Source organism: Streptomyces anandii JCM 4720 (assembly GCF_014650655.1).
In the GTDB taxonomy this organism is placed as follows: Bacteria; Actinomycetota; Actinomycetes; order Streptomycetales; family Streptomycetaceae; genus Streptomyces; species Streptomyces anandii.
The window spans coordinates 62,215-66,410 of sequence record NZ_BMVJ01000003.1; the positions used below are offsets into that span (position 1 = coordinate 62,215).

At 74.2% G+C, this 4,196-nt stretch carries 3 protein-coding genes; all 3 read left to right on the forward strand.

From position 1 onward, the window contains the following. Positions 1 to 291 precede the first annotated feature (291 nt). The 3 genes from IE249_RS06290 to IE249_RS06300 all read left to right on the forward strand — a co-directional run bounded on the left by IE249_RS06290 (position 292) and on the right by IE249_RS06300 (position 4,140). Positions 292 to 1,251 (forward strand): threonine/serine dehydratase family protein, encoded by a 960-nt coding sequence (locus IE249_RS06290; protein ID WP_189703767.1) that lies wholly within the window; start codon positions 292 to 294, stop codon positions 1,249 to 1,251. Between the two features lie 244 nt (positions 1,252 to 1,495). Next, the gene (locus tag IE249_RS06295) at positions 1,496 to 3,097 is read left to right on the forward strand and encodes a serine/threonine protein kinase (protein ID WP_189703768.1); all 1,602 of its coding nucleotides are present in this window, start codon (positions 1,496 to 1,498) and stop codon (positions 3,095 to 3,097) included. A 71-nt stretch (positions 3,098 to 3,168) separates the two neighbouring features. Further along, a complete protein-coding gene (locus IE249_RS06300) occupies positions 3,169 to 4,140 on the forward strand; it encodes an LLM class F420-dependent oxidoreductase (RefSeq protein WP_189703769.1) in 972 nt (323 codons plus the stop codon). Positions 4,141 to 4,196: the final 56 nt, after the last annotated feature.

Sequence of the window (4,196 nt, forward strand, 5' to 3'; positions counted from 1 at the left end):
CCCGGGCGGCCGCGCTCGTCGAGGCGGCCGGCGGCCGCGGTGCGGCGCTGGCCGAGGCCCGCGACCGGATCACGGCGGCCGAGGCGGCCCTCGGCACGGCTTCCCTGCACCCGCCGGCCGAGGCCCTGCTGCGCGCCCTGCCCGCCTTCCTCCTCGACCGCGACCTGTGAACCCCGCCGGACGGCACCGGGCCCGCGATGCCGGGTGTCCCCGTGTTGACCTGGGGCGGCCCGGTGGGTGAGGGTCGGTTCGGCGCGGGTCGTCGGTTCCGTGCCGGAAGGGTGGAGAGCCTTGATCGGCATCTCGGAGATCGAAACCGCGGCCGAGCACATCGCCGGACACGTCGTGCGCACCCCGTCCGTGCCGAGCCCCGGCCTCACCGAACTGCTCGGCGCGCCGGTGACCGCCAAGCTCGAACTGCTCCAGCGCACCGGCTCGTTCAAGGCACGCGGCGCGACGGCGAAGCTGCTCTCGCTCGGGGCGGCGGAGCGGGCCGCGGGAGTCGTCGCGGTCAGCGGTGGCAACCATGGCATCGCGCTCGCCGTGATGGCCGCGGCCCTTCATGTGAAGGCCACGGTGGTCATGCCGAGGTCGGCGCCCGCCCGGTCGGTGGCGATCGCCGAGCAGGCGGGCGCCTCGGTGCGGCTGACCGACGGGATGGACGAGGCGTTCGCCACCGCGACCCGGCTGCGCGACGAGGGGCTGACCCTCGTCCACCCCTTCGACGACCCGGTGGTCGTCGCCGGACAGGGCACCGTCGGCCTGGAGTTCGCGGCGGACGCCGGTGAACTCACCGACGTGCTCGTCAGCATCGGTGGCGGCGGCCTGATCTCGGGCGTCGCCGCCGCGCTGCGCGCGCTGCGGCCCGGGGTGCGGATCTGGGGCGTGGAGACCGAGGGCGCCGAGGCCATGTCCGAGGCGCTGGCGGCCGGCGGCCCGGTTCCGGTGGCCCTGTCCTCGATCGTGACCACGCTCAGCGCGCCGGCCGTCTCGCGGCTGACGTACGACCATGTCTCGGCCCTGGTGCACGAGGTGCTCGTGGTCCCCGACCGGGAGGCGGTGCGCGGCTGTCTCGACCTCGCCGAGCACGCCAAGGTGTGGACCGAGCCCGCCGCGGGCTGTCTGCTCCCGGCCGCCCGGCAGGTGCGCGAGCGGATCGGACCGGGCGTCCGGCTGGGGCTGGTGGTGTGCGGGGGCAACGCCACGACGGCCGACGTCATGTCCTGGGCCGGGAGGTTCGGGCTGCGCTGAGGCGGTCACAGAGGATCCCCCGGGCGGAATTCGGCCGCCGCCCGCTGTTTACCGATGGTTACCAGTGGTCGGCGCGGGTGCATTCGGTCCATGGAATGCACCACGAAATGCGATGTGCTCGCACACGCGCTCTACAACGACTGAATAAAAGGCCAAAACAGCCTTCGGACGCGGTTCCTTTGAACAGATGCGGTCTCCGCCTTCGTACCTCTGGGAAAGGCGTAAACCGGGGGTTCAGTGAGGGATGACCATGGTCGAGGGACACGTGTCGGCACAGGATCTGGTGGCCGGGCGGTACCGGCTCCTGGAGGTCATCCACCGCGAGACGAACCAGGTCTGCTGGTACGGCGAGGACGTGGCGGCGGAGCGCCCCCGGCTGCTGACGCAGACCGGGCTCCCGGCCGGGGCAGGCCCCGAGAGCGCCGGCCGGATCACCGCGCGCATCATGCGCACCGCGGAGACCATGGGACTGCTGCGCCCGGGCCGCATCGCCACCGTCGTCGACGCCGTCGTCGGCGAGGGAGTGCTGTGGACGGTCACCGAGTGGATCGACGGCACCCCGCTGGGCGAACTCCTCGCCACCGAGGGCCCGTTCAACTACGTACGGGCCGCCCGGATCGGCGTGGACCTCCTGGACGTGCTGGAGGCCGCGCACGCGGAGGGCATCACCCACGGCGAGCTCAATCCTGGGCAGGTGTTCGTACGGGACCACGGCGGGGTGGTCGTCACCGGTTTCGGGCTCGCGGGCGCGACCCTGGCGCCGCGGATCACCGCGCCCTCGTACGCCTCCCCCGAGCAGGCACGCGACGAGCGCATCGGCCCGGCGGCCGACCTGTGGGCGCTCGGCGCGATGCTGTACGCGATGGTCGAGGGGCGGGCGCCCTTCCGCGACCGCGGCCGCGTCGAGGCCACGCTCAGGAGCGTGGACCGACTGCCGCTGCGCGCCCCCTTGCGCGCCGGGCCGCTCACCCAGGCCGTGCAGGGCCTGCTGCGCAAGGACTCCCGTGAGCGGCTGACCCGTCCCGTGGTCCGCGAGGCGCTCACCCGCGCGATGAGCGAGGACCCCGGCACCGTGGCGCCCTCGCTCCCCGGGCCGAGGCTGCGCGGTGTGTACGCCGCCGCCCGCGAGGCGGGCCGCAACTGGAGCAGACGGACCATGGCCGTGGGCACCACCCTGGCCGTGGTCACCGTCACGGTGGCCGTCCTCGCCGTGACCCACCAGCTGCCCGGCACCGGCTCCTCCGGCTCCGCCGCGGCAGCGGGAACCAAGGAGCCGCCCGCCGCCTCGGCCACGGCCACGGCCTCGGCCTCCGCCGGCGCGACGGGGTCCGGGACCGGCACACCGCCGTCCGCCTCGCCCTCGGCCCCGGCCGGCGCCGTGCCCTCAGGATTCCGCCGCTACACCGCCCCCGAGGGCTTCTCCGTCGCCCTGCCCGCCGGCTGGGAGCGGCGGCGCACCACCCGCGCGCCCGACGGGGCCTACCGGGTCCTGTTCGGCGCGAGCGGGGACGCCCGCGCCCTCGCGGTCACCTACAGCGAACGCGTCGGCCCCGACCCGGTCGAGGTGTGGCGCGAGGACGTCGAGCCGGATCTGCGGCGCCAGGGCGGGTACGTGCGGATCGGCGACATCCGCGCCACGACCTACCAGGGCCACCGGGCGGCCGACATGGAGTGGCTCTCGGGGAGCGGCGAGGACCGGGTGCACACCTTCGGCCGGGGCTTCCTGCTGGGCGGCGGCCGAGGCTTCTCGCTGCGCTGGACGACCCCGGCCGGCGTCTTCGCGGACGCCGCGAACAAGCAGGCGCTCACGGTCTTCCTGAACACCTTCCGCCCGGCACGGGTCTGACCGGTCCCGGCGGCGCGCGGCCCGGCACCCGGGCGCCGTTTTCGCTCACGCGAGCCGGGGACTCGGCCGTCATGGTGCAAATCGGATACACGATGATGACCGAGCAGGCCGGTCCGCGTGAGCTGGTCGGCCACGTGGTGCGGGCGGAGGAGGCCGGCTACGACTTCTCGGTGACCTCGGACCACTACTTCCCCTGGCTGCGCTCGCAGGGGCACGCGCCGTACGCCTGGAGCGTCCTCGGCGCGGCCGCCCAGGCGACCTCACGCATCCCGCTGATGACGTACGTGACCTGCCCGACCTTCCGCTACCACCCGGCGGTCGTGGCGCAGAAGGCGGCCACGCTGCAGCTGCTGTCCGAGGGCCGGTTCCGGCTCGGGCTCGGCGCGGGCGAGAACCTCAACGAGCACGTGGTGGGCGGCGGCTGGCCGGCCGTCGACGTGCGCCACGAGATGCTCGAGGAGGCCGTCGAGATCATCCGCGCCCTGTTCCAGGGCGGTCATGTCACCCGCCACGGCCCCCACTTCGACGTCGACTCCGCGCGCCTGTGGGACCTGCCGGACCAGCCGCCTCCCATCGGGATCGCCGTCTCCGGCGAGCAGTCCTGCCGGCTCGCGGGCCATCTCGCGGACCTGGTCATCGCCACCGAGCCCAAGGCGGGGCTGCTGGAGGCGTTCGACCGGCACGGCGGCGCGGGCAAGCCGCGCGTGGGGCAGCTGCCGGTGAGCTACGACCCCGACCGCGACACGGCGGTCAAGCGCGCGCACGCGCAGTTCCGCTGGTTCGGCAGCGGCTGGAAGGTCAACGCCGAACTGCCCCATCCGGACGCGTTCGAGGCCGCCACCCAGTTCGTCACCCCGGACGACGTGGCCGGGTCGATCCCGTGCGGTGACGACCCGGACGCCTTCGTGGAGGCCGTACGCCCGTACGCCGAGGCCGGATTCACCGAGATCGCGCTGGTGCAGATCGGCGGCGAGACCCAGGAGGCGTTCCTGGACTGGTCGGCGAAGACGCTGCTGCCGGCGCTGCGTGACGCCTTCCGCTGACCTGCTCCGACAGGCCGCGTGGGGCCGTGTCCGGTGAATCACCCGGTTGCCTGAGC